The sequence below is a fragment of the Actinomadura nitritigenes genome (genome assembly GCF_017573545.1).
Classification (GTDB): domain Bacteria; phylum Actinomycetota; class Actinomycetes; order Streptosporangiales; family Streptosporangiaceae; genus Spirillospora; species Spirillospora nitritigenes.
Genome location: NZ_JAGEOK010000011.1, coordinates 171,193 through 194,575, shown reverse-complemented (window position 1 = coordinate 194,575; position 23,383 = coordinate 171,193). Strand labels below are relative to the sequence as shown.

Here is a 23,383-nt window from a genome sequence, read left to right as displayed (position 1 = left end):
CCACGTTCGGCATGGTGCGATCCTGTTCTGCAAGTCATCACTTACTCAAGGGGCGCCTTATGGGGATCCAGGAGCAGCGGGACGAGCTGGACCGGGCCGTCGAGGGGCAGACGGTCTGCACCGGCCTCGCCGCCACCGCCGCCGAACACGGGGACGAGCCGGCCTACTCCGACCGGATCAACGGGCAATGGCAGACCCTCACCTGGGCCGACACGCGGACCCGGGCCTTGGAGACCGCCGCCGGGTTCGCCGCCCTCGGCCTGGAGCCGGGCGACGTCGTCGCGCTGATGATGCCCAACCGGTCCGAGCACGTGCTCGCCGACCTCGGCGCCGTGCACGCCGGCGGCGTGCCGACGACCGTCTACGCGACGCTCGCGCCCGACCAGGTCGCCTTCGTGGCCGGCCACTGCGAGGCCAGGTACGCGGTGCTGGACGGCGCCGACCAGCTCGCCCGCTGGCAGCCCGTCCTCGACCGGCTCCCCCGCCTCCGCAAGATCATCGTGGTGGACGCCGCTGCCTGCCCCGACGGCGACGACCGGTACCTCAGCTGGGACACCTTCTCCGCGCTCGGCCGCGGCGCCCTCGCCGCCGACCCGGACGCGATCGACCGCCGCTGGCAGGCCGTCACGCCCGAGGACACCGTCACCCTGCTCTACACCTCCGGCACCACCGGCGACCCCAAGGGCGTCCTCATCACCCATTCGATGGTGCTGCACGAGGCCGCCATGGTGCAGCGCAGCTCGGTGCTGCCCGACTACCCGTCCGGCGTCTCGTACCTGCCGTTCGCGCACATCGCCGACCGCGTCCTCAGCTACTACCTGCCCGTCCGCCTCGCCGCGCACGTCCACTTCTGCCCGGACCCCGCGCAGCTGACCACGGTGCTGGCCGAGGTGCGCCCGCACTCGTTCTTCGGCGTCCCGCGCGTCTGGGAGAAGATCATGGCGGGCATCCAGGCGGTGCTGTCGGCCGAGCAGGACCCGGCGAAGAAGGCCGCCGTCGCCGCGGCCCTGGACGCCGGCCGCGCCTACGTGTCCGGCCAGGAGTTCGGCCACTCCCTCACCCCCGAGGTCACCGCCGCCTTCGAGGCCGCCGACGCCGCCGTGCTCACCCCGATGCGGGCGCTGCTCGGGCTGGACCGCGTCCGGCAGGCGTCCAGCGCCGCCGCGCCGCTGCCGGTCGAGGTGGCGCGGTTCTTCGCCGGCCTCGGCCTGAAGATCTTCGACGCCTACGGGATGACCGAGACCACCGGCGCCATCACCGCCAACCTCGCGGACTCCTTCAAGCTCGGCACCGTCGGCCGCCCGTTCGACGGCGTCGAGCTGACACTCGCCGAGGACGGCGAGATCCTGGTGCGCGGGGCGACCTGCACCCCCGGCTACCTGAACCGGCCCGAGGCGACCGCCGACCTCATCGACGCCGACGGCTGGGTGCACACCGGGGACGTCGGCCGCCTCGACGAGGACGGCTTCCTCACCGTCGTCGACCGCAAGAAGGAGCTGATCATCACCGCCGGCGGCGAGAACATCGCCCCGTCGATGATCGAGAACCACCTCAAGGAGCACCCGCTGGTCGGCCAGGCGCTCGCGTTCGGCGACCGCCGCCCCTACGTCGTCGCGCTCATCACGCTGGACGGCGAGGTCGCGCCGGTCTGGGCGGCCGCGCACGGGATCGAGACCACCGACCTCGCCGCGCTCGCCGAGCACCCGCTCGTGCTGGAGGAGGTCGCGAAGGCCGTCGAGGACGCCAACGCCCGCCTCGCCCGCGTCCAGCAGGTCAAGAGGTGGCGGCTGCTGCCCGCCGAGTGGACGGCCGAGAGCGAGGAGCTGACCCCCACCCTCAAGCTGCGGCGCCGGGTCGTGCACGGCAAGTACGCCGAGGCCCTCGACGCCCTCTACGCCGGGTGATCGACTAGTATCGCGGCGGAGGCGCGCGAGCGCCTGGTGGCCTCCGCGGTCTTCAAAACCGTTGGTCCCGAGGATCTCGGGACGGCGGGTTCGATTCCCGTGCGCCTCCGCGGGCGTGCCCGCGGCCGCCGGCCGAGCCGAAGCGCCGGCGGCCCCGGGCGTCGGCCGCCTCGACGCCCTCCGCGTAGCGGAGCAGGCTCGGCCGAGACGTCGACGGCGAAGTCCCGGGCGGGCTTCACCCGCAGGTGGCGCAGGTGCAGCTCGTGCGGCGCCCGGCTCTCCGAATGGCTGTCAGCAGCACCCGCAGGAGGGTGGACCCGGAGCGCTGCGGGCAGAAGAGGAAGACGGGCGACTCAGCGCGCTCTCATTTGGGCGACCGGAACGTCACGGGCCGTGCCCGCGGCGCGGCGTCCCGCGACGTACGGTGGGGGTATGAGGCGGCGCAAGCTGGCTTACGGGATCATGATGGGGACGTGCCTCACCTTCATCGTCCTCGCCTGGACGGTCGTCCGGCTGTACTCGACGCCCGCCGCCATCGGGATGTCGGTGTTCGCGATGATCATCCCGCCGTTCGCGGCGGTGGTGGCCAACTGGAACATCGATCGCACCGACAGGCGCGACTGAGGCCGGGCGGGGCGGGCCGGGAGCGGCGGCGCGCCTCCCGGGAGCGGGCGTGAACGGGCCGGACGTCCCCCAGCTGCTGGACCTCGCGGGCATCTTCGTGTTCGCGGTGTCCGGGGCGCTCGCGGCCGTCCGCAAGCGGCTCGACGTCGTCGGCATGGTGGTGCTCGCGGAGATCACCGCGCTCGGCGGCGGGATCCTGCGGGACCTGCTGATCGGGGCGGTCCCGCCGGCGGCGTTCACCAGCCTCGGCTACGTGCTGGTGCCGCTGGCCGCGTCGGCGCTCGTGTTCTTCTGGCATCCGCAGGTCGCGCGGCTGTTCCCGGCGGTGCTGCTGTTCGACGCGGCGGGCCTCGGGCTGTTCTGCGCGACCGGCACGCTGAAGGCGCTCGACCACGGGCTGTCGCCGCTGCACGCGGTGCTGCTCGGCGTGGTCACCGCGGTGGGCGGCGGCGTCCTGCGCGACATGCTGAGCGGGCAGATCCCCGCGGTCCTGTACGACCGGCAGCTGTACGCGCTGCCGGCGATGCTCGGCGCCGCCGTCACGGCGGCCGCCTCGTCGGCGGGACTGCACGGCGGCGCCGTGACCGCCGGCGCCGCGGTGCTGGCGTTCGCCCTGCGGGTGCTGGCGATGCGCTACGGCTGGCGGACGCCCCGCCCCCGCGGGGTGCCCGACTGACGCCGGTGACCTGGACGAGCCGAGCAGCGCCGAGAGGCGGGGACGCCGGCACGGCCGGCCCGTCCTCGGGCGGCTACGCCTTCTTCAAGGAGTAGCGGACGTCCCAGCCGTCGACGGAGGTGACCGTGGCGATCACTCGGTGCTTCCGCCCCTTGCTGTCATAGACGGCGCACGTGATCTTCGCGCCGACCTCGCTCCTGAGCCGGCCCGGGCAGAACGCCTGGATGGGGCCGATCCCCGCGGCGTCGTACTCCGGGCCGAGCTGCTTGCGGATCCGGTCCTGCACCATGTCCCCGGGGACGTCGCCATTGAGCCCGCAGCCTGCGGCGCCGAGCAGCAGGCCGCCGAGCAGGGCCGGCGCGATCAGCGACGTGCGCACGGGTCCGGCGGCCCTCCGTGTCGACGCCGGGACCGCGGACGCCAGCAGGCGGGCGTCCCGGTGAAGCGGACCTCGCCGCCATCGACCGAACCGATTCCCCGTTGAAGTGGTGCTCTTGTCAGGTGCCACTGTGCTCTTCCCCGTCATGTCGGCGCCCCGGTCCCCTGGGGGCGCCGTCCGGGGGCATCCTCCGTCGCCCGGCGTCTCGCGTGCCAGGGCGCCTCATCCCGAGAAAGAAGGGACAGAGAACGGGACGACGGGCGCCGAACCTTTCCCTGGTCGTGCCCGTCGAAGTAACGCCATGGCGGGCACCCCGCCCCCGCAGGGGTGCCCGACCGGACGCGGCCCGGAGGGCTAGGAGGCGGCCCTCATCGAGAAGTGGACCTCGCTCCCCTTGACCGAGGTGACGGTGACCCTGAGCCGGTGGCTGCCGCCCTTGCCGTCGCGCACGGTGCAGTCGAGCGTGGTGCCGACCTTGCCCTTGAGGTCCCCCGGGCAGGACGCCTTCGCCGGGCCGAGGCCGGCCGCCTGGTACATCGGGCCGAGCTTGGCGTCGATCTGCTTCTCCACCGTGCCGGAGCCGACGGTCTTCTCCACCTGGCAGCCCGCGGCGGCGACCGCGAGGCCGCCGACGAGAACGGGCACGATCAGGAACTTGCGCATGTGCTACTCCCCGTGATGCGCGGCGCCCGGGTCCCCGTGGGGCGCCGTCCGCAGGTATGCTCCGCCGCCGCGCGACCCGGCCGCCAGGGCGCCCCGTCCTGCACGACAAAGGATGCGAAACAGGACAGTCCGGCGTGAACTTATTCGTTAGCCGGTGACAACCGGGGTACCGTTCGGTCCATGGGTCGGATCACCGTGCGCAAGCCGGTCCTGCGGGTGAGCACCGGCGGGGCGGCGGGACGCCGGCCCGACACCCTCGCCGTGGAGGAGCCGCTCGAGATCCGGGTGGCGGGCAAGCCGCTGACGATCACGATGCGCACCCCGGGCCACGACTTCGACCTCGTCGCCGGGTTCCTGGCGGCGGAGGGCGTCATCCGCGGCGCGGCCGATCTCACCGCCATGCGGTACTGCGCGGACACCCAGGAGCAGAACACCCTGGACGTGGCGCTGGCCCCGGGGGTGGCGCCGCCCGACGACGCGATGACCCGCGCGTTCACCACCACGAGCGCGTGCGGGGTGTGCGGGAAGTCGAGCATCGAGGCGCTGCGGACCGACCGGCCGTACGAGGTGTCCGCCGACCCCGTCCGCCTCACCCCGCGGGTGCTGGCCGCCCTGCCGGACCGGCTGCGCGCCGCGCAGCGGGTCTTCGACCGGACGGGCGGCCTGCACGCGGCCGGGCTGTTCGACGCCGAGGGCGCGCTGCTGGCGGTGCGCGAGGACGTCGGGCGGCACAACGCGGTCGACAAGGTCGTCGGGTGGGCCCTGCGGCAGGGCCTGCTGCCGCTCACCGGCAGGGTCCTCATGGTCAGCGGGCGCGCGTCGTTCGAGCTGACCCAGAAGGCGATGACCGCGGGGATCCCCGTCCTCGCGGCGGTGTCGGCGCCCTCGTCGCTGGCGGTCGACCTGGCCGAGGACGCCGGGATGACGCTGGTCGGCTTCCTGCGCGGGGACACCATGAACGTCTACGCGGGCGCCGGGCGGCTCCGCGTCTGACACCCGCGCGGCCCCCACCCGACACCCGCTAGGGCGGCCGGCCGTTTGTCATCTCGGGCCGAAAACCAAACGGTAACTTGTTGGCCCTTCCTCAAGACACCGGCCCCGCCACAGGGGTTGACTGCTCCCCCAACGCACTGACGCGCGCGTGCTCGCACGCCGCGTCCGGCCCCGGGCGCGCGAAGCGGAGGATCACGGAATGACGAGGCCCCTCACCGGCGGCGGAGCGGCGTCCGGCATCGACGAGCGCCACCCACCGATCAAGCCTCGGCGGGTGTCCTTCGACTGGTCGTCCACTCCCCTGCACTGGGTCCCCGGCGACCCGCTCGCCACGCACATCATCAACTCGTTCCACATCGTCCTGCCCGAGGGCGAGAAGTGGTTCATCCAGTGCGTCAAGGACGCGCGGCCGCACATCAAGGACGAGCGGCTGCTGGAGGAGATCCGGGGGTTCATCGGCCAGGAGATGGTGCACGCCCGCTCGCACCAGGGCGTGCTCGACCAGATCCTGGAGACCAACGGGATCGACGTCTCCAAGATCACCGACGCGGCGGCCAAGGGCAACGCGGAGCGGCCCGCGCAGATGGCGGCGCTCAAGGAGAAGAACCCGCGGGCCTGGCGGCGCCGGCTGCGGTTCGAGCTGGCGGCGGTCGCCTCGATCGAGCACTACACCGCCGTGCTCGGCCAGTGGATCATGGACAACGACCGGCTGGAGAAGGCCGGCGTCGATCCGACGATGCTGGACCTGCTGCGCTGGCACGGCGCCGAGGAGGTCGAGCACCGGTCCGTGGTGTTCGACGTCTACAAGGCGATGGGCGGGCGCTACCCGACCCGGGCGGCCGCCTGGGTCGTGTCGCTGTTCTTCCTGTACTGGGCGCTGATCGGCGGCTCGCTGTACCTGATGAAGCAGGACCCGACGGTGACGAAGCGGGTCACACCGCTGCGGGTCGTGCGCGCGTACCGCCGGTCCGTCCGCCAGGGGCACGTGCCCGGCATCTTCAAGCTGCTGCTCGGCGAGGCGCCCGTCTACCTCAAGCCGAACCACCACCCGTCCAAGGTCTGCTCGACGCCGCGCGCGCTGGAGTACCTCAAGCAGTCCCCCGCCGCGCAGGCCGCGGGCTACGACCCGTACTAGCAAGGACTTCGCGACCGGAGGCTCCCCGGAGACCTCCCCCTGAGGGCCCGTACCGCCGCGCCGTACGGGCCCTCGCGCGTGCCGGGTGGCGAGCGTCACGCGCGGCCCCCTTGACCGGCGTCCGGAGCGCGCGGTTAATTAACATCGTGTCCAATAAAGTGACGCTCGCCCGCACCCTGCTACCCCGACCAGCCAACACCCTCCGACCTCCCGGCGATGAGGCGGAGCTCGAGCGATTCCGCGACGTCCAGCGCCTGTGCTACCGGTGCGCCGACGAGGTCGCCGCCACCCTCGAACCGGGCGTGACCGAGCGGGAGGCGTGCCGCCGGATGCGCCGCTGGCTGCGCGGGCACGGCGTCGACGACTGGCTGCACACCCCGTTCGCCTGGTTCGGCGACCGGTCGGCCTTCCGCGGGTTCAAGGTCCCGACCCAGTTCCTCCCCAGCGCGACGCGCCTGGAGGAGGGCATGCCCTACATCCTCGACATGGCGCCCGTGCGCGGCGGCTACTCCGCGGACATCGGCTACGGGGGCGTGCTCGGCGAGAACCGGATCTGGGAGCGGCTCGACGCCGACCTCGCCGGCTACCGCGACCTCATCCTCCGCCTCGTGCGCGAGCGCCGGACGTTCGCCGACATCTACGCCGAGGTCGACGCCCTCATCGAGCGGCAGGGCTACCAGAACCGGCACGCCAAGTACCCCGGACGGGTCATCGGCCACCAGGTCGGGATCATCGGCGGCATCCTTCCCAAGCGCGTCGGATTCCCGTTCGGTGTACGGTTCCTGCAGACGATCGGCCGCGAACTGGTGAAGGAGCGCCTCGAGGGGCGCTCCCCGCTCTGGAACGGGGCCGCGCAGTCCCAGCACCCCCCGACGCCCGGGCTGTGGGCGGTGGAACCGCACATCGGCTTCCGCGGCGTCGGCGTGAAGTTCGAGGAGATCCTCGTGGTCACCGAGGACGACGCCCACTGGCTCGACGACGACCTGCCCCACGTGCACCGGTGGGCGCGACGGGAGGCGCAATGACGCAGACCATCACCCCGGACGCCGCCCCCGCGGCGCCGGTGAGGCGCCGCCGGGTCCGCGGCGACGGCGTCGACCTCGCCGTCTACGAGCAGGGCGACACCTCCCGGCCGACCGTCCTGCTCATGCACGGCTACCCCGACACCCACGCGGTGTGGGACGAGGTCGCCGCGCGGCTCGCCGACCGGTACCACGTCGTCCGCTACGACGTGCGCGGATCGGGCGCCTCGTCCCGGCCGTTCGGACGCAAGCGCTACACCTTCGACTACCTCATGTCCGACATGCGGGCGGTGCTGGACGCCACCGCCCCCGAGCGCAAGGTGCACCTCGTCGGGCACGACTGGGGCTCGATCCAGTCGTGGGAGGCCGCCTGCACCATGCCGGAGCGGTTCGCCTCCTTCACCTCCATCTCCGGGCCCTGCCTGGACCACGTGGCGCACTGGACGCGGCGCACCGTCGCCCGCCCGACCCCGGCGAACCTTAAGCGCGCCGCCGGGCAGGGCGTCCGGTCCTGGTACATCTACTTCTTCCAGACGCCCGTCCTGCCGGAGCTGATGTGGCTCGCGGGGCTGTCCCGGCCGTTCAGCCGGGCCCTGGAACTCGGTGAGGGCGTCGCCCCGCGCGACGGCCACCCGGCGCGGACGATGGCGCGGGACGGAGCGTCCGGCGTCGGCCTGTACCGGGCGAACATGGTGCAGCGGCTGCGCCGCCCGCGCGACCGCCGCACCGACGTGCCCACGCAGGTCATCGTCCCGACGAAGGACCTGTTCGTGTCGCCGCACCTGGTCGGCGGGCTGAGCGAGCGCGTGCCGAACCTGTCGCTGCGCCCGATCGCGGCCGGCCACTGGGTGCCGCGCAGCCACCCGGACGTCATCGCCCGCTGGATCACCGAGCACATCACCGGGGTCCAGGGCGGCCCGCTCACCGCCGCCGAGTCCCGCGCGCTCAGCCGCGCCCGCGTCCGCCGGGACCGCCGCGCCTTCGACGGGTCGCTGGTCGTCGTGACCGGCGCCGGCAGCGGCATCGGCCGCGCCACCGCGCTCGCGTTCGCCGAGCAGGGCGCGGAGGTCGTCGCCGCCGACCTCGACCTCGCCACCGCGCAGCGCACCGCGGAGCTCGCCGGCCTCGTGGGCCCCGCCGGGCACCCCTACCGGGTGGACGTGTCCGACGCCGCCGCGATGGAGGACTTCGCCAAGTCCGTCCTGCACGACCACGGCGTCCCGGACGTCGTGGTGAACAACGCCGGGATCGGCATGGCCGGGTCGTTCCTCGACCACACGGTGGACGACTGGGACTCGGTCCTCGGCGTGAACCTGTGGGGCGTCGTGCACGGGTCGCGGCTGTTCGCCGCGCAGATGGTGGAGCGCGGGCAGGGCGGCCACATCGTCAACACCTCCTCTGCCGCCGCGTTCACCCCGTCCCGGACGCTGCCCGCCTACGCCACCAGCAAGGCGGCCGTGCTGATGCTGTCGGAGTGCCTGCGCGCCGAGCTGAAGGGCAAGGGCATCGGCGTCAGCGCGATCTGCCCCGGCATCGTCAACACGAACATCACCCGGACGTCCCGGTTCGTGGGGCGCGGCTCGCGGGAGCAGGCGCGCAGCCGGGAGCGGGCGGCGCGGGCGTACGCGCTGCGCGGCTTCGGGCCGGAGGGCGTCGCGAAGCAGATCGTCAAGGCGGTCCGCGACGACCGGGCGGTCGTGCCCGTCACCCCGGAGGCGCGGCTGGGCCACCTCGCGTCCCGGCTGTCGCCGGGCGCGATGCGGCTGCTGGCCCGCTTCGACGCGGGCTAGGGCGCCCGCGCCGGGGTAGGGCGCCCGCAGACGCCCTAGGGTGATCGACGGGAGGCGGTGCGGGATGGCGGACGCCGTGGTCGTCGGCGCGGGACCCAACGGTCTCGTGGCGGCCAACATGCTGGCCGACGCGGGCTGGGACGTCCTGGTCCTGGAGGCGCAGCCGGAGCCGGGCGGCGCGGTGCGCAGCGACCGGGGCGTCCACCCCGACTACGTCAGCGACCTGTGCAGCGCGTTCTACCCGCTCGGCGTCGCGTCGCCGGCGATCCGGGCGCTCGGCCTGGAACGGCACGGGCTGCGCTGGAAGCACGCCCCGGCGGTGCTGGCCCACCCGCTGCCGGACGGGCGCGCCGCCGTGCTCGAACGCGACCCGGACGCGACCGCCGCGAGCCTCGACGCGCTCGGCGCGGGCGACGGCGACGCCTGGCTGCGGCTGTGGGGCCTGTGGGAGCAGATGGGGGACGCGGTGCTGGGCGCCCTGTTCACCCCGTTCCCGCCCGTCCGGGCCGCACTGCCGCTCGCCGCGTCGGCGCGCCGCGCGGGCGGGCTGCGCGTCCTGCGCTCGCTGCTGGCGCCCGTCCGGACGCTCGGCGAGCAGGAGTTCACCGGGCCCGGCGGGCCGCTGCTGCTCGCCGGATCGGCACTGCACACCGACATGTTCCCGGAGAGCACGGGCGGCTCGATCTTCGGCTGGCTGCTCGCCATGATCGGGCAGCGGCACGGATGGCCGGTGCCGGAGGGCGGCGCGGGCGAGCTCACCGCCGCGCTGGTGCGGCGGCTGGAGGCGCGCGGCGGACGGGTCCGCTGCGGCACGGCCGTGACCTCCGTGATCGTCCGGAACGGGCGCGCGCTCGGCGTCCGGACCGAGGGCGGCGAGGCCGTGCGGGCCGCCCGGGCGGTGCTCGCGGACGTGTCGGCGCCCGCGCTCTACGGCGGGCTGGTCGGCTGGTCCGACCTGCCCGGCTCGCTGCGCGCGGACATGCGGCGCTTCACCTGGGACCACGCCACCTTCAAGGTCGACTGGGCCCTCTCCGGGCCGATCCCCTGGACCTCGCCGGGCGCGGCGCGCGCCGGGACCGTCCACCTGTCCCCCGGCCTGGACGCCATGACCGACTACAGCGGCCACATCGCCACCGGCCGCGTCCCGTCCGAGCCGTTCGCGCTGCTCGGCCAGATGACGACGGCCGACCCGGCCCGCTCCCCCGCCGGCACCGAGTCGGTGTGGGCGTACACGCACGTCCCGCACCGGGTGAAGGGCGACGCCGGACCCGACGGGATCACCGGCGCCTGGGACGAGCGCGAGCGGGACGCGATGGCCCGCCGTGTCGAGGACGTGGTCGAGCGCTTCGCACCCGGCTTCCGCGACCGCGTCGTCGCGCGCCGGGTCACCGCTCCGCCCGCGTTCGCCGAGCACGACGCCAACCTGCCGGGCGGCGCGCTGAACGGCGGCACCGCGATGCTCCACCAGCAGCTGGTGTTCCGTCCCGTCCCGGGCCTCGGGCGCGCCGAGACGCCCGTCGCCGGGCTCTACCTCGCGTCGGCGTCCGCGCACCCCGGCGGCGGCGTGCACGGCGGCTGCGGAGCGAACGCCGCTCGCGCGGCGCTCGCCCACGCCTCGCCCGCGGGCCGCCTCCTCACCCCCGCCCTCCGCTCCCTGAGCACCCTCCTCGCCCCCTGACCCGCGTCGACCGCGACGCCGGGCGGCGCCGCGGTCAGACGTGCTCGGTCAGGTTGAGGCCCGTCTCGGGCTCGAAGAGGTGGATGGAGGCCGGGTCGTACTCCAGGTCGAGCATGCGGCCCTCGCGGGCCTCGGACCTCGGGTCCAGGCGCGCGACGATCTGCGCGTGCCGGTGCCCGGGAGAATGGCCCTGGAACGCGTCCGTGAGGTGCTCGGAGTCGACCACCGTGCCCGGCTCGAGGTCGATGTAGGCGAACTTCTCCGCGCCGAGCGACTCGAGGATCTCGACCCGCCCGCCGAAGCGGAGCTCGCCGACGTCCTGCTCGCGGCGGCGGTCGAGGCTCGCGTCCGCGAACGCCTCCGGCCGCACGCCCATGACCACCCGGTCCGGCGAGTGGTGCGCCGCCAGCGCCTTCCGCATCCGGTCCGACAGCGGGATCTCGCCGAGCACCGAGTGCAGCGCGCCCCCGGAGATGTCGGCGGGCAGGAAGTTCATGGCCGGCGAGCCGATGAACCCGGCCACGAACAGGTTGTGCGGATGGTCGTACAGCTCCTCGGGCGCGCCGACCTGCTGGGCGATCCCCCGCCGCATCAGCACGATCCGGTCGCCGAGCGTCATCGCCTCGGTCTGGTCGTGCGTGACGTAGACGGTGGTCGTGCCGAGCTGGTTCTGCAGCCGCGAGATCATGGTGCGCATCTGCACCCGCAGCTTGGCGTCCAGGTTGGACAGCGGCTCGTCCATCAGGAACGCCTTGGGGTTGCGGACGATGGCGCGTCCCATCGCCACCCGCTGCCGCTGCCCGCCGGACAGGTGCGCGGGCCGCCGGTCCAGGAACGGCTCGATCGCCAGGATCCGCGCCGCCTCCTCGATCTTGGCGTTGGCCTCCGCCTTGTTCATCCGGGCGAGCTTCAGCGGGAAGCCGATGTTCTCCCGGACCGTCATGTGCGGGTACAGCGCGTAGGACTGGAACACCATCGCGATGTCCCGCTCGCGGGGCGCCCGGTCGTTGACCCGGCGGCCGTCGATCAGCAGCTCGCCCTCGCTGATGTCCTCCAGCCCCGCGATCATGTTCAGGGTGGTGGACTTCCCGCAGCCGGACGGCCCGACCAGGATGATGAACTCCCGGTCGGCGATCGACAGGTCCAGGTCCTGCACGGCGGTGGTGCCGTCGGGGTAGCGCTTGGTGACCCCGGAGAGCACGATCTCAGCCATCGCGCCGCCTCATCCCTTCACCGCGCCGGACGTCAGCCCGGCCACGATCCGGCGCTGGAACACCAGCACGAACACCACGATCGGCACGGTGATGACGATGGCCGCCGCGGCGATCGACCCGGTCGGGTCCTCGAACTGCGACGACCCCGTGAAGAACGAGATCGTCGCCGGCGCGGTCCGCGCCCGGCTGGAGGACGTCAGCGAGATGGAGAACAGGAAGTCGTTCCAGCACACGATGAACGCCAGGATCGCGGTCGTCACCACACCGGGCGCGGCCAGCGGGACGATGACCCGCCGGAACGCCTGGAACGGCGTGGCGCCGTCCATCTTGGCGGCCTTCTCCAGGTCCCACGGGATCTCCTTGAAGAACGTCGACAGCGTGTAGATGGTCAGCGGCAGCGCGAAGGTGATGTACGGCAGGATCAGGCCCGGCCAGGTGTCGAACAGCCCGAGCGTCCGCTCGATCTCGAACAGCGGCGTGACCAGGGAGATCTGCGGGAACATCGCGATCAGCAGGGACAGCCCGAGCACCAGCGGCTTGCCGGGGAAGTCCAGCCGGGCCACCGCGTACGCGGCCATCGTGCCGATCACGATCGCGACCAGCGTCGACACCAGCCCGATGCCGATCGAGTTGCCGAGCCCGCGGACGAAGTCCGCGTTGTCGAAGATGCCGCTGTAGTTGCGCAGCGTCCACTTGGTCGGGAAGAACGTGCCGTTGGAGAACGTGGACGGGTCCTTGAACGACAGCGACGCGATCCACACCACCGGGACCAGCGCGTATAGCAGGACCACCAGGTTGACCAGGCTCCAGCGGGTGATCCCGCCCGCGGTGCGGTCCATCAGCGCCTCCCCGCGTCGGGCGCGCTCGTGCCGAGCACCTTGACGAACACGAACGCGATCACGGCGACGGCCAGGAAGATCAGCACCGACATGGTGGAGCCGATGCCGAGGTTCAGCCCGCCGATCAGGTTGTGGTAGGCGATCAGCGACACCGAGCCCGTGTTCTGCGCGCCGTTGGTGAGCACGAAGATGTCGTCGAAGATCCGGAAGGCGTCCAGCGTGCGGAACAGCAGGGCGGCCAGGATCGCCGGCTTCATCAGCGGCAGCGTGATCCGGGTGAACCGCTGCCAGGCCGTCGCGCCGTCGGTCGACGCCGCCTTCAGCGCGTCCTCGGGGACCAGGGCCAGCCCCGCCATCAGCAGCAGCGCCATGAACGGGGTCGTCTTCCAGATCTCCGCGAGGATGATGATCCCGATGGCCGGGAAGTGGTCGGTGAGCGGCGCGGACCCCGCCGGCAGCAGCCGCGTGAGGAACCCGGTGCCGGGCGTCCACGCGTACTTCCAGCCGTAGGCGGCGGCGACGGTGACGATCCCGTACGGGATCAGCACGACGGCCCGCACCAGCCCGCGGCCCACGATCGTCCGGTACATCACCAGCGCGATCACCATGCCGAGGACCAGCTCCACCGCGACGCTGACGACCGTGACGAGCACGGTGACGGCGAACGCGTTCCACCAGAACGAACTGCCCAGCACCGTCGTGTAGTTGTCCACCCCGATCCATGCCTTCCGGTCGGGGAAGCGCAGGTCGAAGCGCTGCAGCGACAGCAGCACCGAGTAGACGATCGGCCAGCCGGTGACCGCGAGCATCACCACGGCGGCGGGCGTGCACAGCAGCCAGCCGAGCCGCCGCTCCGACCTGCGGTTCGCGCTCGGCACCGCCACCGCCCGGCCCGCCACCGGGATGGCCTCCGTGCTGCTCAACTCCTCGTTCATGGAAGCACCCCCTTGCTCTGCAACGCGTCCTCGATGAGGCCCCGCAGCGAGCGCAGCGTGCGGGGCGGGTCGATGGCCGACGGCGGCGAGAGCCGAACCGCCGTCACCGTCGACACGTTCTGGTAGGTGGGGGTCATGGGGCGGGCGGCGGCGTTCCGGAGCGAGTCGAGGATCGCCTGCCGCATCGGGTACGCCTTCGCCATCCCGGGCGCCCAGTACACCGACTCGACGGCCGGCGGCAGCCCGTCGCTGATCGCCGCGGTGCGCTGGCTCTCCGGGTCGCGCAGGCACAGCGCGGCCTGGAACGCGGCGTCCGGCTGCGCGCTGTAGCGGCTGACGGCGAAGTTCGCCCCGCCGAGCGGCGCGCGTCCCGGCCCGGTGATGCCGGGATAGGGCGCCCACTTGAACTTCTTCACCAGCTTGGGCTGGAGGCTGGCCATCGACGCGTACACGAACGGCCAGTTGATCTCGTAGGCGCCGCGTCCCGACTCCACCGCCAGCCGCGCGTCGTCCTCCTTGGTGTTGGAGATCGACGGGTCGGCCGCGGCCTTGGACCGGGCGAACGCCCGGATCGTCTGCAAGGCCGTCACCGCGGACGGGCCGAGCTCGACCCGGCGGCCGTCGGGGCTGAGGATCCGCCCGCCGGCGGACGCGACGAGGCTGTTGAACCAGACGACGAGCCCCTCGAACTGCGCGCCGGTGACCTCGCCGTAGTGCGGCTTGCCCTCGGCGGCGAGCCGCTCCGACTCCTTGATCAGCCCCGCCCAGGTGGACGGCGGACGGGGAATCAGGTCCGAGCGGTACCACAGCAGCTGGACGTTGGTGTTGTAGGGCGCCGCGTACAGCCGGCCCTCCCAGGTCGCGGTGGCCAGCGGCCCGGGCAGGGTGCCCTTGCGGGCCTCCGCGCCGTACCGGCCGGTCCACTCGCGGATCCAGCCGGCCTGCGCCAGCTCCGCGGTCCAGGTCACGTCGAGCCCGAGGACGTCCAGCCCGGAGTCGCGCGCGGCCAGCCGCCGGACCAGCTGCTCGCGCTGGTCGTCGGCGCTGCGCGGCAGCGTGTTCACGACGATCCGGTACCGGCCGTGCGCCTCCCGGTTGCACCGGGCGGCGATCGCGCCGATGCTCTCCTGCGGCGCGTTGTACAGGTTCACGACACGGGTGCCCGAGGCGCCCGACGCGCAGCCGGCCGCCAGACCGGCGGTCAGTACGGCCATCAGCGCCGCCATCACGCGGCGCCCGGCGGGCACGCCCGCCGGGGACAGTGCACGCCCCATCGGCAGCGCCCTCGTCACAAGCTGTGTTCGACGTCGACGAGGCTGCTGGTGCGCGGGTCCAGCAGCCCGAGCCGGATCAGGTCGTCGCCGGCCGCAGCGTGGATCAGCCATTGGCCGAGGACCCGCGCCCGCGCCGACACCGACGGGACCGTCAGCAGGTGGTAGCCGCGGGTCACGGCCTGCGCGACGATCCCGGTCAGCTCCACCCCGAACGGCCGTGCGACCGCTTGGGCGCCGCCGAGGTCGACCACGAGGCCGAGATCCTTGTGCCGGTACTCGCGGGGCTCGTGGCCGAGCAGCGAGGCGGCGACGTTGTGCGCGGCGACGCGGGCCTGCCGGGTGGCGTGCTGCGCCGTCGGCGGGCACACCGCGTCGCCGCCGCCGCGCGCCAGGTCGGGCACGGCGGCCGCGTCGCCGACCGCGTACACGTCGGGGAACTCGACGAGCCGCAGGTCCGCGCCGACCCGGACCCGGCCGCGGTCGGCGGGCAGGTTCAGCGTGGAGAGCACCGGGCTGGGGGTGACGCCGGCCGTCCAGATCGCGGTGCGGCACGGCAGCGTCGTCCCGTCGGTCAGGTGCGCGCAGTGCGGCTCCAGCCGTTCGAGGGTGGTGCCGAGCCGGATGTCGACGCCGCGGCGGCCGAGCAGCCGCATCGCCTCCTGGCCGAGCCGCTCGCCCAGCTCCGGCAGCAGCTTCGGGGCGATGTCGATCAGCGTCCAGGTCAGCAGCGCCGGGTCCAGGCGCGGGAACCGGCGCAGCGCCTTGGTGGTGAGCAGCTGCAGGTTCGCGCAGGTCTCCACGCCCGAGTAGCCGCCGCCGACGACCAGGAACCCCAGCCGCGCGGCCCGCTCCACCGGATCCATGCTCGCGTTCGCCAGCTCCAGCTGGGCGATCACGTGGTCGCGCAGGTAGACCGCCTCGGCGAGGTTCTTCAGGCCGTGCGCGTGCTCCTTCAGGCCCGGGATGTCGAAGGTGCGGGTGACGCTGCCCGCCGCGAGGACGAGCCGGTCGTAGCGCACCGTCACCTTCGTCCCGTCGATCTTCTCGACGTCGATGGTCCGCTCGTGCAGGTCCGCGGCGCGCACCTTGCCCGGCAGCAGCTGGGTCCGGCCCAGCAGCCGGTGCAGCGGCCCGGCGATGGCGCGCGGGTCCAGCACGCCGCCCGCGACCTGCGGCAGCAGCGGCTGGTACAGCGTGTAGCCGAACGGCGCCACCATCACGATCTCGGCCTTGGCTGGCCGGAGCAGGCGCTCCAGCGCGCGGGCGGTGTTGTAGCCGGCGAAGCCGGCGCCCATGATCACAATTCGCGGTACGGGCACGGCGGGCTCCCTGGTCACCTAGGACGGCCTTCACTGAGTGATCAAGAGACCACATTACGTGACGCGTGATCCACTTCCACGGACCGGGGTCGGGTGAACACGACCTGTCAGGACGCGCCGGGCATCCCTCGGCGCGTCACCGGCCCGGCACCCGTCCGGAAATGATGTACCGTGCCGGGGTTTTCCCGGACGCCGAACCATGCGACCTTGTCAGGACAGCCCCCCGGCGGACGCCCCGCCACGGGTCCGATACCGGCACCGGAGCGTGAGCCATGCGGATTCGCGAGATCCTGCGGAGGAAGGGAGACGCGGTGGCGACGGTCACGCCGGACGCCACCGTGCGCCGGCTGCTCGCCGTCCTCGCCGAGCACAACATCGGGGCGGCGGTGGTCTCGCCGGACGGCGCGGCCATCGCCGGCATCGTCACCGAACGCGACATCGTGCGGCGCATGCACGACCGCGGCGCGGCGCTGCTCGACCACCCCGTGTCCGAGATCATGACCACCGAGGTGCGCACCTGCGGTCCCGCCGACGACGTCGAGGACCTGCGCCGCACCATGACCGAGAACCGGTTCCGGCACGTCCCCGTCGTCGACGGCGGGCGCCTCGCCGGCATCGTCAGCATCGGCGACGTCGTCAAGAGCGCCATCGACGAGCTGGAGAGCGAGCGCGAGCACCTCGTCGACTACATCCAGCGCGCGCCGTGACCGTCCCCGCCCGGGGCGTCCGTCAGACGTAGGCGGGCAGCGGGCGCGGCGCCGGGGCCGCCTGCACCTCGCGGTAGGCGTGCGCGAGCCGCTCCACCGCGTCGCGCAGGGTGTCGGGCGGCAGGACGTAGGGCAGGCGGACGTAGTCCTCCAGGACGCCGTCCACCCCGAACACCGGGCCCGCGACGACCCGCACGCCGAGCCGCTCGGCGGCCTCGGCGAGCATGGTGGCGACGGGCGCGCCCAGCCGCGCCCACAGGGACATGCCGCCGTCGGGCAGGCGGAACTCCCAGCCGGGCAGCAGCTCCCGCAGCGCGGCGGCGAGCGCGTCCCGGTTGCGCAGCAGCGTCGCCGCGCGCTCGGCCCGCACGTCGTCGATCCGCAGCAGCAGCTCGCGGACGATCAGCTGGTCGAGCACCGGGCTGGCCATGTCGAACGGCTCGCGGGCGAGCACGAGCCGGCGGGCGAGCGGTCCCGTGGTGCGGATCCAGCCGATGCGCAGCCCGCCCCACATCAGCTTGGACGCCGACCCGATGGTCGCGACGCGCCCGCCGGTGTCGTAGGCGGCGACCGGCGGCATGCGCGGCGCGTCCGGGTCGTGCGCGAGGTCGGCGAAGGTCTCGTCGGCGACGACGAACGCGTCCGCGCGGCGCGCCGCGTCCACCAGCGCGGCCCGGTCGTCGGCGGACATCAGCAGGCCGGTCGGGTTGTGGAAGTCGGCGATCGTGTAGGCCATCCGGACGGCGGCCTGCCGCATGCTGCCCGCGACCAGCTCCATGTCCCAGCCCTCGTTCACCCCGACCGGGACGAGCCGGGCGCCGCGCCGCCGCAGCGCGCCCAGCGCGTGCGGGTAGGTCGGGCGCTCCACCATCACCGGGTCGCCGGGCTCCACGAGCGTCTGCGTCAGCAGCGTGAACGCGTGCTGCGCGCCGGTCGTGACGACGATCTGGTCCGGGCGGGTCGGCACGCCGCGCGCCTCGTAGCCGGCGGCGATCACCTCGCGCAGCCCGGCCAGCCCGGCGGGTTCGTAGCCGGGGCCGCCGCTGTAGCGGGGCAGCTCCTCCACGGCGGCGGCGACCGCCTCGTTGAAGATCTGCGGGGCGCCGGGCGTGGCGCAGCCGAGGTCGACGAACGCCGGGTCGTCGGGCACGGGGTGCGCCATCCCGTAGCGCCCGCCGGGCGCCGGCTCGGCGGACGACATGCGGACGGGCGGCAGCGCCGTCCAGCTCCCCGCGCCCTGCCGGCTCTCGATGTAGCCCTCCTCGCGCAGCCGGTCGTAGGCGGCGGTCACCGTGGTGCGGCTGACGCCGAGCGCGGCGGCGAGGTCCCGCTCGGCGGGCAGCCGGGTCCGCAGCGCGAGCCGGCCGTCGAGGACGAGGGTCCGGACGGCGCGGGCGAGCGCGGCGTAGACGGGACGCTCGCGCGGGACGTCGCCCAGCAGCCGGGCCAGTTGGGTGCCGCTGACGTAACGCATGCTCACACAGACCACTTTCACATATTGGCCCTGTCGTTACCAGGCCACTCCCCAGCAGAATAGGGCAGGAATCGGAACTTATACCCACCTGGAGCAAGAAATGGCCTTGATGGCGCGGCGCCTCGTGCAGCTCTATGCGGGATTGGCCTTGTACGGCCTGGGGATCGCGCTGCAGGTGTCCTCCCGGCTCGGGAACGATCCATGGGACGTCTTCCACCAGGGTCTGTCCCGCCGGTTCGGGCTGTCGATCGGCACGTGGATCATCATCGCGGGGGCGGTGGTGATGCTCGCCTGGATCCCGCTGCGGCAGCGCCCCGGTCTCGGCACGATCAGCAACGTCGTGCTCGTCGGCGCGTTCGCCGACCTGTTCCTCTGGCTCCTGCCGAGCCCGCACGCGCTCGCCGCCCGCTGGGCGTTCCTGCTCCTCGGGGTGCTGGTCGGCGGGTTCGCCACCGGCTGCTACATCGGCGCGGGCCTCGGACCGGGCCCGCGCGACGGCCTGATGACCGGCCTGGCCGCGCGGGGGCACTCGATCCGGGTCGTGCGCACCGGCATCGAGTTGGGCGTCCTCGGCGTCGGCTGGCTGCTCGGCGGCACCGTCGGCGTCGGCACCGTCCTGTACGCCGTGGCGATCGGTCCCCTCGCCCACGTGTTCGTGCCGGCCCTGCGGATCGGGACGCCGGACGCGCCGGAGCCCGCCGAGGAGCCCGAACCGGCCGCCGTCTGACCGTCGGCGTGCCGTCTGGCCGTCAGCGCGCGGCCAGGCGGACGGCCTGCTCCGCGAGGGCGGTCAGCAGCGGCGCGGCCTCGGCCTTGAGGGCGTCCAGCGTGCGGGGCCCGTCGGCGATGCTGAAGGCGGCGGTGAGGCCGAGGCCGTGCAGCTCGTCCAGCGGGCCCGTGACGCCGCCGGCGAGCGCGACGGCGGGGATCGCGCGGTCCCTGGCCAGCGCGGCGACGGCGGAGACCACCTTCCCGCCGGCGCTCTGGCCGTCCACCCGGCCCTCGCCCGTGATCACGAGGTCGGCGCCGTCCAGCGCGCCGTCCAGGCCGACGGCCTCGGCGACGAGCCGCGCGCCTCCGGACGGCTCCGCGCCGAGCACCCCGACCAGGCCGCCGCAGGTGCCGCCGGCCGCGCCCGCGCCGGGCAGGTCGTGGACGCGGACGCCGAACCGCCCGGCGACCACGTCGGCGAACCGGGTGAGCGCCGCGTCCAGCTCCCGGACCTGCGCGGGATCGGCGCCCTTCTGCGGCCCGAACACCGCGGCGGCGCCCTCCGGGCCGACGAGCGGGTTGGTGACGTCGCAGGCGACCCGGAACCGGACGTCGCGCACCGCGGCCGGGACGCCCGAGTCGTCGACCGCGTCGAGGCGCGCCAGCGCGGCGCCGCCGGGCGGCAGCTCCGCGCCGTCCGCGTCCAGGAAGCGGACGCCCAGCGCGCGCAGCAGCCCGGTGCCGCCGTCGGTGCTGGCGCTGCCGCCGATGCAGACCAGCACGTCCCGAGCGCCGCGCCGGACGGCGTCGGCGATCAGGTCGCCGGTGCCGGCCGTGCCGGCGCCCATGGGGTCGGCCGGGACGTCCTCGACCAGCGGGAGGCCGGACGCGGCGGCCAGCTCGACGACGGCGGACCGGCCGTCGCCCGACAGCGCATAGGCCGCCTTCACCGGACGGCCCACCGGGTCGGTCGCGGCGACCTCGACCAGGTCGCCGCCGCGCGCGGCCACGAAGCAGTCGAGGGTGCCCTCGCCGCCGTCGGCCATCGGCACGCGGACCACCTCGGCGCCCGGCACGGCGCGCAGCGCCCCGGCCTCCACCGCCGCGCAGACCTCCGCCGCGGACAGGCTCCCCTTGAACGAGTCGGGAGCGATGACGATCTTCACGTTCAGTACTCCGCGGTCGACGTGGCCAGCACGGAGGTGAAGTCGCGCGGCAGGACGAGCGAGTCGCCCTCGTACCGGGTCTCCAGGTAGGTCAGCTCGCCGCCGCGCCACCAGTACAGGTGCGGGCTGAGCGACCCGGGCCCCTCCTCGTAGGCGCGGTGCGCCTGCGCCTGCAGCTCGTTCGCGGCGGCCACGGCGGCGCGGTAGCGGGCCCGCGGGTGGACCTCCGACATCCGCAGCGCGTGCGCGACGATCAGGCTCCGGTTCGGCGCGATGACCAGTGCACCGTGCGGGCCGATCGGCAGGTACTCCTCCAGCCACGCCAGGTGGGTGACGGCGTAGAACGTCCACCCGTGCAGCACCGACACCCGGACGCCGCCGAGGTCCTGCTCGTCGAGCTGGAGCGGTCCGTCGGCGCGGACGTTGGCGCGGCCGAGCATGAACAGCGCGTCGCCGGAGACCGGCCAGCCGTTCATCTCGTCGGTGGTGACCGTCCGGACGGTGGTGGGGGTGTCGACCACGACCGCCTCGATCAGCCCGGGCGCGAACGGCCGGGCCGCGAGCACGCCGTTGTCGGCCTCGGCCGGGTAGATCCGGGTGCGCAGCAGGTGCTGGGCGAGGTCGAAGTCGCTGAGGTCGAGGGGCTCCTCGATCGCGGTGACGATCGTGGTGACGTGGTCGGACACCAGTGCCGGCCAGTCGTCGCGCGGCACCATCCGGGCCAGCTGCCGCAGGTCCCGCATGCTCACGTGCAGCCGGTTGGCGCCCTCCAGCAGCATCACCTCGCCGGGCGCCCGATGGCAGGCGTAACCGAGGCTCTCGGCCACCAGTACCAGCAGCGAGTCCAGTGTTCCGTCGTCCCACGGGTCGGGACGGGCGTGCCGGCCGCTCATCGCACACCTCCCGGCGCTTCCACGGTCAGTACGCCGCCGTCCGGCCCCGGGTTCAGATCGCCGGACGCGTCGAGCGCGGCGGGCGCGCCGAGCTCGAGCGTGGCCTGCCGGGCGCCGTGCCCCGCGGGCAGCCCGGCGAGGACGGGGACGCCGAGGGGCCCGAGCCGCGCGGCGAACACGGCGTCCAGCTCGGCCGGGTCGCCGGAGCGTTCCCACGAGCCGAGCGCGACGCCCGCCGCGCCGTCGAGCCAGCCGGCCTGGAGCAGCTGGACGAGCATCCGGTCGATCCGGTACGGCGCCTCCGTGACGTCCTCCAGGAAAACGATGCGGCCCTTCGCGGGCGGCGGGGCGTACGGGGTGCCGAGCAGTGCGGTGATCAGGGTGAGGGTACCGCCGGTGAGCGGGCCCTCGGCGCGTCCGGGGCGCAGGGCGTGCGTGCCGGGCAGCGCGACGGGGCCGCCGAACAGCGCGGCGCGCAGGCCGTCCAGGGCGGCGGCCAGGTCGCCGTCCGGGTCCGGGCCGCCGAGGTCGGCGATCAGGCCGGCGGGCATCGGGCCGAACGACGTGGTGGCCCCGAGGCGCGCGCCGAACGCCGCGTGCAGCGCGGTGATGTCGCTGGAACCGTGCAGGATCTTCGGGGCGGCGTCCGCCTCCGCGGCGGCCGCGAGGGCGTCCCAGTCGAGATGGTCGAGGACGCGGGTGGCACCGTAGCCGCCGCGCGCGCAGAGCACCGCGCGGACGCGCGGGTCGCACCAGGCCGCCTGCAGGTCGGCGGCGCGGTCGGCGTCGGCGCCGGCGAGCCGGTGCCAGTCGTCGCGGACGGGGCCCGCGGCGCCGAGGTTGACACGGTCGAGGGCGTGCTTGCCGACCACGACGTCAAGGCCGAGGTCGCGCAGCACCGCGCAGCCCGCCTCCAGCCGCTCCGGCTCGGCGGGACCGCTGGGCGCGACGACCGCGACCCGGTCCCCCGGGCGCAGACGGCCGTACCTGCGGGTCCTCCCCCGTGCCGGCCCTTCGCCGGGCAGGCCTGCGGCGGGCGCGTCGGACGGCCCCTCGACCCCCTCCGCGCGGGCGCCCCCGCTCATCAACCCGATCCCTCCTCGCACCGCAACGGATAGAGCTTGTCAGGATCCGGCCGCCAGCGGAAGGGGCGCCCGGTCACGACCCGCCAACGGATCGACGCCCGCTGCCGAGGGCGATGCGGGCCAGCCGCGGCAGCGCCTCGCCGATCGGCGTGCGCAGCACCGCGTCCGCCAGCCCATCGTAGGGGGTCGGCTCGGCGTTCATGATCACCAGCCGGGCGCCGTGGTCGACGGCCTCCAGGCACAGCCCGGCGGCGGGCTGGACGGTGAGCGAGGTGCCGACGGCGAGGAACAGGTCGCAGGAGCGCGCCGCGATGATCGCCGCGTCGAGGACGTCCTGCTCCAGCGCCTGCCCGAACGAGATCGTCGCGGACTTCTGGATGCCGCCGCAGGCGGTGCAGGGCGGGTCGTCCTCCCCCGCGTCGACCCGGGCGAGGACCTCCGGCATCGGAGTGCGCAGGCCGCAGGACAGGCACACCGCGTCGCGCATGGTGCCGTGGATCTCGATCACCGTCTCCCGGCCGGACCCGGCCCGCTGGTGCAGCCCGTCGATGTTCTGGGTGATCAGCGCGCGGAGGCGGCCGGCCCGCTCCAGCTCGACGAGGGCGGCGTGCGCGGCGTTCGGCTCGGCGTGCCAGGCCGGATGGTCGCGGCGGGCCCGCCAGGAGCGCCTGCGCACCTCCGGGTCGGCGATGTAGGCGCCGATCGTGGACATGGCCTCGGCGGAGGGGTCCTTGGTCCACACGCCCTGCGGGCCGCGGAAGTCGGGGATGCCGCTGTCGGTGGAGATCCCGGCGCCGGTGAGGACGGTGATCGACGTCGCCTGCGGCAGCAGCCCGGCGAGCGTGAGGGGTGCGTCCATTCCTCAAGGTTAGGGGCCGAACGATCCCGCGCGGCCCGGTTCC

22 protein-coding genes and 1 tRNA gene are annotated in these 23,383 nt (G+C 74.0%); 11 read left to right on the top strand and 12 right to left on the bottom strand.

Annotated elements, in window-relative coordinates; translation table 11 throughout:
* Nucleotides 1-59 precede the first annotated feature (59 nt).
* The 4 genes from J4557_RS18955 (at nucleotide 60) to J4557_RS18940 (ending at nucleotide 3,204) form a co-directional block, all read left to right on the top strand.
* Nucleotides 60-1,904 (top strand): AMP-dependent synthetase/ligase, encoded by a 1,845-nt coding sequence (locus J4557_RS18955; protein ID WP_208268039.1) that lies wholly within the window; start codon nucleotides 60-62, stop codon nucleotides 1,902-1,904.
* Nucleotides 1,905-1,921: 17 nt separating this feature from the next.
* Nucleotides 1,922-2,015 (top strand) — tRNA-Sec (locus tag J4557_RS18950).
* A 321-nt stretch (nucleotides 2,016-2,336) separates the two neighbouring features.
* Nucleotides 2,337-2,528 carry a DUF3099 domain-containing protein gene (locus J4557_RS18945; protein ID WP_151539811.1) on the top strand — a complete coding sequence of 64 codons (192 nt, stop codon included), beginning with the start codon at nucleotides 2,337-2,339 and terminating at the stop codon, nucleotides 2,526-2,528.
* 49 nt (nucleotides 2,529-2,577) lie between these two features.
* Nucleotides 2,578-3,204, top strand: a complete 627-nt coding sequence (locus J4557_RS18940; RefSeq protein WP_208268038.1) for a trimeric intracellular cation channel family protein — start codon at nucleotides 2,578-2,580, stop codon at nucleotides 3,202-3,204.
* Between the two features lie 73 nt (nucleotides 3,205-3,277).
* Here J4557_RS18940 and J4557_RS50965 read toward each other — a convergent pair whose 3' ends face one another.
* Together J4557_RS50965 and J4557_RS18930 are read right to left on the bottom strand one after the other, a co-directional pair.
* Complete coding sequence (locus tag J4557_RS50965) at nucleotides 3,278-3,583, bottom strand: DUF4333 domain-containing protein (protein ID WP_208268037.1); 306 nt, start codon at nucleotides 3,581-3,583, stop codon at nucleotides 3,278-3,280.
* Between the two features lie 354 nt (nucleotides 3,584-3,937).
* A complete protein-coding gene (locus J4557_RS18930; RefSeq protein ID WP_208268036.1) occupies nucleotides 3,938-4,246 on the bottom strand; it encodes a DUF4333 domain-containing protein in 309 nt (102 codons plus the stop codon).
* A gap of 180 nt (nucleotides 4,247-4,426) precedes the next feature.
* On the opposite strand from J4557_RS18930, the gene fdhD reads away from it, so the two are divergent.
* The 5 genes from fdhD (at nucleotide 4,427) to J4557_RS18905 (ending at nucleotide 10,864) form a co-directional block, all read left to right on the top strand.
* Entirely contained in the window at nucleotides 4,427-5,239 is an 813-nt protein-coding gene (fdhD, locus tag J4557_RS18925; protein ID WP_208268035.1) for a formate dehydrogenase accessory sulfurtransferase FdhD, read from the top strand.
* A 199-nt stretch (nucleotides 5,240-5,438) separates the two neighbouring features.
* Nucleotides 5,439-6,374 (top strand): metal-dependent hydrolase, encoded by a 936-nt coding sequence (locus J4557_RS18920; protein WP_208268034.1) that lies wholly within the window; start codon nucleotides 5,439-5,441, stop codon nucleotides 6,372-6,374.
* A gap of 176 nt (nucleotides 6,375-6,550) precedes the next feature.
* Nucleotides 6,551-7,399: a M24 family metallopeptidase gene (locus tag J4557_RS18915; protein WP_208268133.1), complete on the top strand. Its 849-nt coding sequence runs from the start codon at nucleotides 6,551-6,553 to the stop codon at nucleotides 7,397-7,399.
* On the top strand, nucleotides 7,396-9,186 hold the full coding sequence (locus J4557_RS18910) for an SDR family oxidoreductase (protein WP_208268033.1): 1,791 nt from the start codon (nucleotides 7,396-7,398) through the stop codon (nucleotides 9,184-9,186). Before J4557_RS18915 ends, J4557_RS18910 begins: the two co-directional genes overlap by 4 nt.
* A gap of 64 nt (nucleotides 9,187-9,250) precedes the next feature.
* Nucleotides 9,251-10,864 (top strand): phytoene desaturase family protein, encoded by a 1,614-nt coding sequence (locus J4557_RS18905; RefSeq protein ID WP_208268032.1) that lies wholly within the window; start codon nucleotides 9,251-9,253, stop codon nucleotides 10,862-10,864.
* A gap of 34 nt (nucleotides 10,865-10,898) precedes the next feature.
* Here the strand turns inward: J4557_RS18905 and J4557_RS18900 are convergent, their stop codons facing one another.
* Genes J4557_RS18900 through J4557_RS18880 form a run of 5 tightly spaced genes read right to left on the bottom strand, consistent with a single transcriptional unit; the run spans nucleotide 10,899 to nucleotide 16,445 of the window.
* Nucleotides 10,899-12,077: an ABC transporter ATP-binding protein gene (locus tag J4557_RS18900; protein ID WP_208268031.1), complete on the bottom strand. Its 1,179-nt coding sequence runs from the start codon at nucleotides 12,075-12,077 to the stop codon at nucleotides 10,899-10,901.
* Nucleotides 12,078-12,086: 9 nt separating this feature from the next.
* Nucleotides 12,087-12,917 carry a carbohydrate ABC transporter permease gene (locus tag J4557_RS18895; RefSeq protein ID WP_208268030.1) on the bottom strand — a complete coding sequence of 277 codons (831 nt, stop codon included), beginning with the start codon at nucleotides 12,915-12,917 and terminating at the stop codon, nucleotides 12,087-12,089.
* Nucleotides 12,917-13,852, bottom strand: coding sequence for a carbohydrate ABC transporter permease (locus tag J4557_RS18890; protein WP_208268029.1), 936 nt, complete (start codon nucleotides 13,850-13,852; stop codon nucleotides 12,917-12,919). Before J4557_RS18890 ends, J4557_RS18895 begins: the two co-directional genes overlap by 1 nt.
* A complete protein-coding gene (locus J4557_RS18885) occupies nucleotides 13,849-15,126 on the bottom strand; it encodes an ABC transporter substrate-binding protein (RefSeq protein ID WP_208268028.1) in 1,278 nt (425 codons plus the stop codon). Before J4557_RS18885 ends, J4557_RS18890 begins: the two co-directional genes overlap by 4 nt.
* 14 nt (nucleotides 15,127-15,140) lie before the next feature.
* Entirely contained in the window at nucleotides 15,141-16,445 is a 1,305-nt protein-coding gene (locus tag J4557_RS18880) for an NAD(P)/FAD-dependent oxidoreductase (protein WP_208268027.1), read from the bottom strand.
* Between the two features lie 272 nt (nucleotides 16,446-16,717).
* Between J4557_RS18880 and J4557_RS18875 the strand changes: the two genes are divergently transcribed.
* Complete coding sequence (locus J4557_RS18875; RefSeq protein WP_208268026.1) at nucleotides 16,718-17,152, top strand: CBS domain-containing protein; 435 nt, start codon at nucleotides 16,718-16,720, stop codon at nucleotides 17,150-17,152.
* Nucleotides 17,153-17,174: 22 nt separating this feature from the next.
* Here the strand turns inward: J4557_RS18875 and yczR are convergent, their stop codons facing one another.
* On the bottom strand, nucleotides 17,175-18,626 hold the full coding sequence (gene yczR, locus J4557_RS18870; protein ID WP_208268132.1) for a MocR-like transcription factor YczR: 1,452 nt from the start codon (nucleotides 18,624-18,626) through the stop codon (nucleotides 17,175-17,177).
* 100 nt (nucleotides 18,627-18,726) lie between these two features.
* On the opposite strand from yczR, the gene yczE reads away from it, so the two are divergent.
* The gene (gene yczE / locus J4557_RS18865; protein ID WP_208268025.1) at nucleotides 18,727-19,353 is read left to right on the top strand and encodes a membrane protein YczE; all 627 of its coding nucleotides are present in this window, start codon (nucleotides 18,727-18,729) and stop codon (nucleotides 19,351-19,353) included.
* Nucleotides 19,354-19,375: 22 nt separating this feature from the next.
* Here yczE and J4557_RS18860 read toward each other — a convergent pair whose 3' ends face one another.
* The 4 genes from J4557_RS18860 to J4557_RS18845 all read right to left on the bottom strand — a co-directional run bounded on the left by J4557_RS18860 (nucleotide 19,376) and on the right by J4557_RS18845 (nucleotide 23,340).
* Entirely contained in the window at nucleotides 19,376-20,503 is a 1,128-nt protein-coding gene (locus J4557_RS18860; protein WP_307799978.1) for a glycerate kinase, read from the bottom strand.
* A gap of 2 nt (nucleotides 20,504-20,505) precedes the next feature.
* The gene (locus J4557_RS18855) at nucleotides 20,506-21,396 is read right to left on the bottom strand and encodes a hypothetical protein (RefSeq protein ID WP_208268024.1); all 891 of its coding nucleotides are present in this window, start codon (nucleotides 21,394-21,396) and stop codon (nucleotides 20,506-20,508) included.
* Nucleotides 21,393-22,481 (bottom strand): S66 peptidase family protein, encoded by a 1,089-nt coding sequence (locus J4557_RS18850; protein WP_208268023.1) that lies wholly within the window; start codon nucleotides 22,479-22,481, stop codon nucleotides 21,393-21,395. Before J4557_RS18850 ends, J4557_RS18855 begins: the two co-directional genes overlap by 4 nt.
* Before the next feature lie 73 nt (nucleotides 22,482-22,554).
* Nucleotides 22,555-23,340 (bottom strand): SIR2 family NAD-dependent protein deacylase, encoded by a 786-nt coding sequence (locus tag J4557_RS18845; protein WP_208268022.1) that lies wholly within the window; start codon nucleotides 23,338-23,340, stop codon nucleotides 22,555-22,557.
* Nucleotides 23,341-23,383 lie beyond the last annotated feature (43 nt).